The 4610-nt window shown below is 64.7% G+C and carries 3 protein-coding genes and 1 pseudogene; all 4 read left to right on the top strand.

Features of this window, described 5'->3' with window-relative positions; translation table 11 throughout:
* Positions 1 to 399, top strand: a pseudogene (gene tuf / locus B2527_RS05065) (elongation factor Tu); the annotation flags it as partial.
* 426 nt (positions 400 to 825) lie between these two features.
* Positions 826 to 3576, top strand: a complete 2751-nt coding sequence (locus B2527_RS05070) for a M14 family metallopeptidase (protein WP_293706449.1) — start codon at positions 826 to 828, stop codon at positions 3574 to 3576.
* Positions 3577 to 3967: 391 nt separating this feature from the next.
* Entirely contained in the window at positions 3968 to 4279 is a 312-nt protein-coding gene (gene rpsJ, locus B2527_RS05075) for a 30S ribosomal protein S10 (protein WP_010341589.1), read from the top strand.
* An 11-nt stretch (positions 4280 to 4290) separates the two neighbouring features.
* Positions 4291 to 4610: large ribosomal subunit protein uL3 (locus B2527_RS05080; RefSeq protein ID WP_414716998.1), on the top strand; the 320-nt coding region annotated here is incomplete at its 3' end.

A 4610-nucleotide genomic window follows, 5' to 3' on the forward strand; every position in this document is an offset into this window, starting at 1 on the left:
CGCAAGCTGCTGGACCAGGGTCAGGCAGGCGACAACGCCGGTCTGCTGCTGCGCGGCACCAAGCGTGACGACGTCGAGCGCGGCCAGGTTCTGGCAAAGCCGGGTTCGATCACCCCGCACACCCAGTTCGACGCCGAAGTGTACGTGCTGTCGAAGGACGAAGGCGGCCGTCACACCCCGTTCTTCAAGGGCTACCGTCCGCAGTTCTACTTCCGTACCACCGACATCACCGGTGCGGTTGAGCTGCCGGAAGGCGTCGAGATGGTGATGCCGGGTGACAACGTCAAGATGGGCGTCACCCTGATCAACCCGGTGGCAATGGACGAAGGTCTGCGCTTCGCAATCCGCGAAGGCGGCCGTACCGTCGGCGCCGGCGTGGTCTCCAAGATCACCAAGTAATAGTGCTGCGCTTCCACTGGAAGCAACGTATTGAAGGAAGGGCGGCCCTCGGGTCGCCCTTCTTTTTTGCTTGAAAGATTGTCTCGCCGCTCTGTCCGCTGGGCGACGGTGCTGCAAAACCCCTGTTCCGTAAGCGACGCTTTGACGATGCAGGGCCGCCGTAACCCGGGTAAGCGCAGCGCACCCGGGAGCAGCCAGGGCCAGTGATCTTGCAATCGCCGATCGGCTGCCGGTGTCTCACGAAGCGCCGCACCTGTCCGGGGCGACACAGGACTGTCGCGTTGCCTGGTCATCAGTCCGGTGGCGGAACTCTCGCCCCCAGTCCTCTACTGAGGGTGGCTTGGCTGCGGTGCGGTCTCTGTCTTTCGGCCCATCCAGGTCCACGCCAACGGGTGCTACTTTCGGTGCCCGCAACGGAGGGGTGGTATGGGTATTTCAAGAACGCTGCAGCGCACGCTGTTGGTGACGCTGTTGGCGAGTGCGGGTGCGTTGCATGCCGCTGTGCCGTCGCCAAGGGCGCACTTTGGTTTCGACATCGGCGACGACTACATGCTCGCCAACTACACGCAGACCGAGGCCTATTTCCGCAAGGTTGCTGCGCAGTCGGATCGGTTCCGGCTGGTGGAGCTCGGCAAGACCTCCGAAGGGCGCCCGCAGCTGATGCTGATTGCCTCCTCGCCGGCCAATCTGGCCCGGCTGGAGGAGTTCCGCGGCATTTCCGAGCGCCTGGCGCGCGCGCGTGACAGCGAGGAGGTGGCGTCCGCGCTGGCGGCGCAGGGCAGGGCGGTGGTGTGGATAGATGGCGGCCTGCATGCAAACGAGACCGTCGGCCCGCACCAGCTGATTGAAACCGTGTGGCAGCTGGCCAGCCGTGATGACGCCGAAACCCGGCGTATCCTGGATGACACCATCGTGCTGCTGGTGCACGCCAACCCCGATGGCCAGGAGTTGTACTCGGATTGGTACATGCGCGAGCCGGTGCCGCAAAAGCGTGTGCTGGACAAGCCGCCGCGGCTGTACCAGAAGTACGCCGGGCACGACAACAACCGCGATTTCTACATGGCAGCGCTGCAGGAAACGCGCAACATGAACCTGGCGATGTATACGCGCTGGTACCCGCAGATCGTCTACAACCATCACCAGACCTCGCCCAAGGGCACGGTCATCGTCATTCCGCCGTATCGCGATCCGTACAACTACAACATCGACGCGATGATCCCGGTGGGGCTGGAGGCCCTGGGCGCGGCGATGAACCTACGCTATTTGCAGGAGGCCAAGCCTGGCGCGGTATCCAAGCGCGGCAGCGTCTATTCGACCTGGTGGAATGGCGGGCTGCGGACCATGCCGTATTTCCACAACATGCTGGGCGTGCTGACCGAGATCACCGGCAACCCGACGCCGATGCAGATCCCGTTCCTGCCCGAACGGCAGCTGCCGGACAGCAATCTGCCGTCGCCGGTGCCGGCGCAGACCTGGCACTTCCGCCAGTCCATCGACTACAGCCTCACCGCCAACTGGGCGCTGCTGGACTATGCCTCGCGTCACCGTGAGCAACTGCTGTTGAACATCTATCGGATGGGCCGCAACTCCATTGCGCGCGGCAGTGCCGACAACTGGACCGCCAGCCCCAGTGCCCTGGCCCGCGCGGGCGAGCGGGCGGCTGCGGCCGCGCCGGCGGCCAAGGCGGGAGGGTTGTCGGCGGCGCAGGTGGGCGAGCTGCTGCATCAGCCTGCGCAGCGCGATCCGCGTGCCTACATCATTCCTGCCGACCAAGCCGATTTCGCCACGGCGATGAAGTTCGTCAACAGCCTGCAGTTGGCCGGCATCGAGGTGCAGCGGGCGACGCGGGCGTTCGATGCCGCAGGCAAGTCGTATCCGGTGGGCTCCTATATCGTGCGCGCCGACCAGGCGTTCCGGCCGCACCTGCGTGACATGTTCGAGCCGCAGGATCACCCGCAGGATTTCGAGTACGCCGGCGGCCCGCCGATCGCGCCCTACGACTCGGCGGGTTGGACGCTGGCCCTGCAGATGGGCGTGGCCTTCGACCGGGTGCTGGAGGCTGTCGATGGCCCCTTTGCTGCATTGCCCATCGGGCAGTTGCAGGCGCCCGTTGAGCAGGCAGTGCCGGCGTCGCAAAGCGGCTATGTGCTCGATGCCCGTGCCAACGATGCCGTGCTGGCGGTCAACCGCCTGTTGAAGCAGGGCCTGGAAGTGCGTCGCCTGCCGGCCCGCGATGGTGCGTACTGGGTTCCGGCAGCCAGTGCACAGGCAATGACAGCCGCGCTGCGTGGCACTGGCCTGCGCGCCGAGCCTGCCGGCAATGGCCTGGAGGGCGCGCAGCTGGTGCGCAAGCCGCGCATTGGCCTGTGGGACCAGTACGGTGGCTCCATGGTCTCGGGTTGGACCCGGCTGGTGCTGGAAAACTTCGGCTTCGACTATGAAGTGGTGTATCCGCAGCAGATCCTCGCCGGCGACCTGCGCCAGCGCTTCGATGTCCTGTTGTTGCCCAGTGGCGCCCTGCCGCTGCCGGCAGCGTTGGCGATCGAGGGCAAGGCCGGGCGGGCGGCGCCGGTAATCGATCCGGCCACTGTTCCGGCAGTCTATCGCGACCGTCTGGGTGCCCTGGAGGGCGATGCGGCGGTAGCGGCGGTGCGTGCATTCATGGAGGCGGGCGGTGACGTTGTCGCTACCGGTTCATCCAGTGGCCTGGCGCAGCTGCTTGGGCTGCCGGTGACCAACCACCTGCATGGCGTCGACGCCGGTGGCAAGGTCAAGGTGTTGACCCAGCGTGACTACTACATCCCCGGCAGCGTGCTGCAGGTGGCGGTGGACAAGACGCAGCCGCTGAACTGGGGACTGGGGCCGCAGCTGGATGTGTATTTCTCCGACGGGCGCTGGGATAATGCACCGGTGTTCGACCTGCCTGCGGGCAGTGATGCGCTCCGGCCGCTGCTCCGTTTTGATTCGGCCACGCCGCTGCGCAGCGGTTGGGCTTGGGGCCAGGGCTACCTGCAGGGCGGGGTATTGGCCGCGGAGGCCCAGGTGGGGCAGGGGCGGTTGGCGTTCTTCGGTACCGACATCACCTTCCGGGCCCAGACCCATGCCTCGTTCAAACTGCTGTTCAACAGCCTGCTGCGTGCGCGCAATCAGTCCGCCCCGGCGGCGGGCGAGGGGTAGACAGCGGCGGCCCTGAGCCGCTGAAGCCTACTGCCAGCTGAAGCCCCCAGCCCCAAGGCTGGGGGTGACTTGCAAGCAGCTGAAAATACTGAGAGAATGCAAGACCACTCGCGGAAGTCCCGTTTACGGGGCCTTCGCAACCAGCGAAATGAGGCACAGGACGTACCTCGTATTCGCCAGACAAGGACAGGTCGCATGGGGCACTCCGGGTAATTCGGGGTGTATTCGTGCGTTTGAATATGTCTGGGGCGGGCCGGGTAACCGGGCCGCCTTGCTGTTTTGAAGGGATTCTCGTTGGCGGGAGGCGCATGTGTGCCGACCGCCGTTTTCATGGGGTTTGGCACACACAGGGGCCAAACCTGTCGCTCTTTAGACCTATAGGAACACCGTCATGGCGGACCAAAAGATCCGAATTCGGTTGAAGGCGTTTGATCATCGTCTGATCGACCGTTCGGCCAGCGAGATCGTTGAAACGGCAAAGCGGACCGGCGCGCAAGTGCGTGGCCCGATCCCCCTGCCGACCAAGATCGAGCGTTACACCATCCTCGTCTCCCCGCACGTCGACAAGGACGCGCGTGACCAGTACGAGACCCGCACGCACAAGCGCGTGCTTGACATCGTCGACCCCAACGACAAGACCGTGGACGCGCTGATGAAGCTCGAACTGGCTGCCGGCGTCGACGTTCAGATCAAGTTGACCTGAGGACTACGACCATGACGAAGAAATATTCGTTGGGCTTCGTGGGCCGCAAGGCTGGCATGAGCCGCGTTTTCACTGAAGATGGCCAGTCCATCCCGGTGACCCTGATTGAAGCAACCCCGAACCGCATCGCGCAGATCAAGACCGTCGAAACCGACGGCTACAGCGCCGTGCAGGTGACCGTCGGCGCTCGTCGCGCTGCACTGGTCAACAAGCCGGAAGCCGGTCACTTCGCCAAGGCGAAGGTTGAAGCCGGTCGTGGCCTGTGGGAATTCCGCGTTGAAGACGCACAGATCGGCGATTTCGCCGTCGGTGGCGAAATCAAGGCAGACAT

Origin of the sequence: Stenotrophomonas sp. UBA7606, from assembly GCF_002477705.1 — a bacterium.
Taxonomy (GTDB): Bacteria; Pseudomonadota; Gammaproteobacteria; order Xanthomonadales; family Xanthomonadaceae; genus Stenotrophomonas.

Bases quoted from the DNA above. Each gene is read 5' to 3' on its own strand.
- B2527_RS05070 (WP_293706449.1), top strand. From the start codon at position 826: ATGGGTATTTCAAGAACGCTGCAGCGCACGCTGTTGGTGACGCTGTTG.
- rpsJ (WP_010341589.1), top strand. From the start codon at position 3,968: ATGGCGGACCAAAAGATCCGAATTCGGTTGAAGGCGTTTGATCATCGT.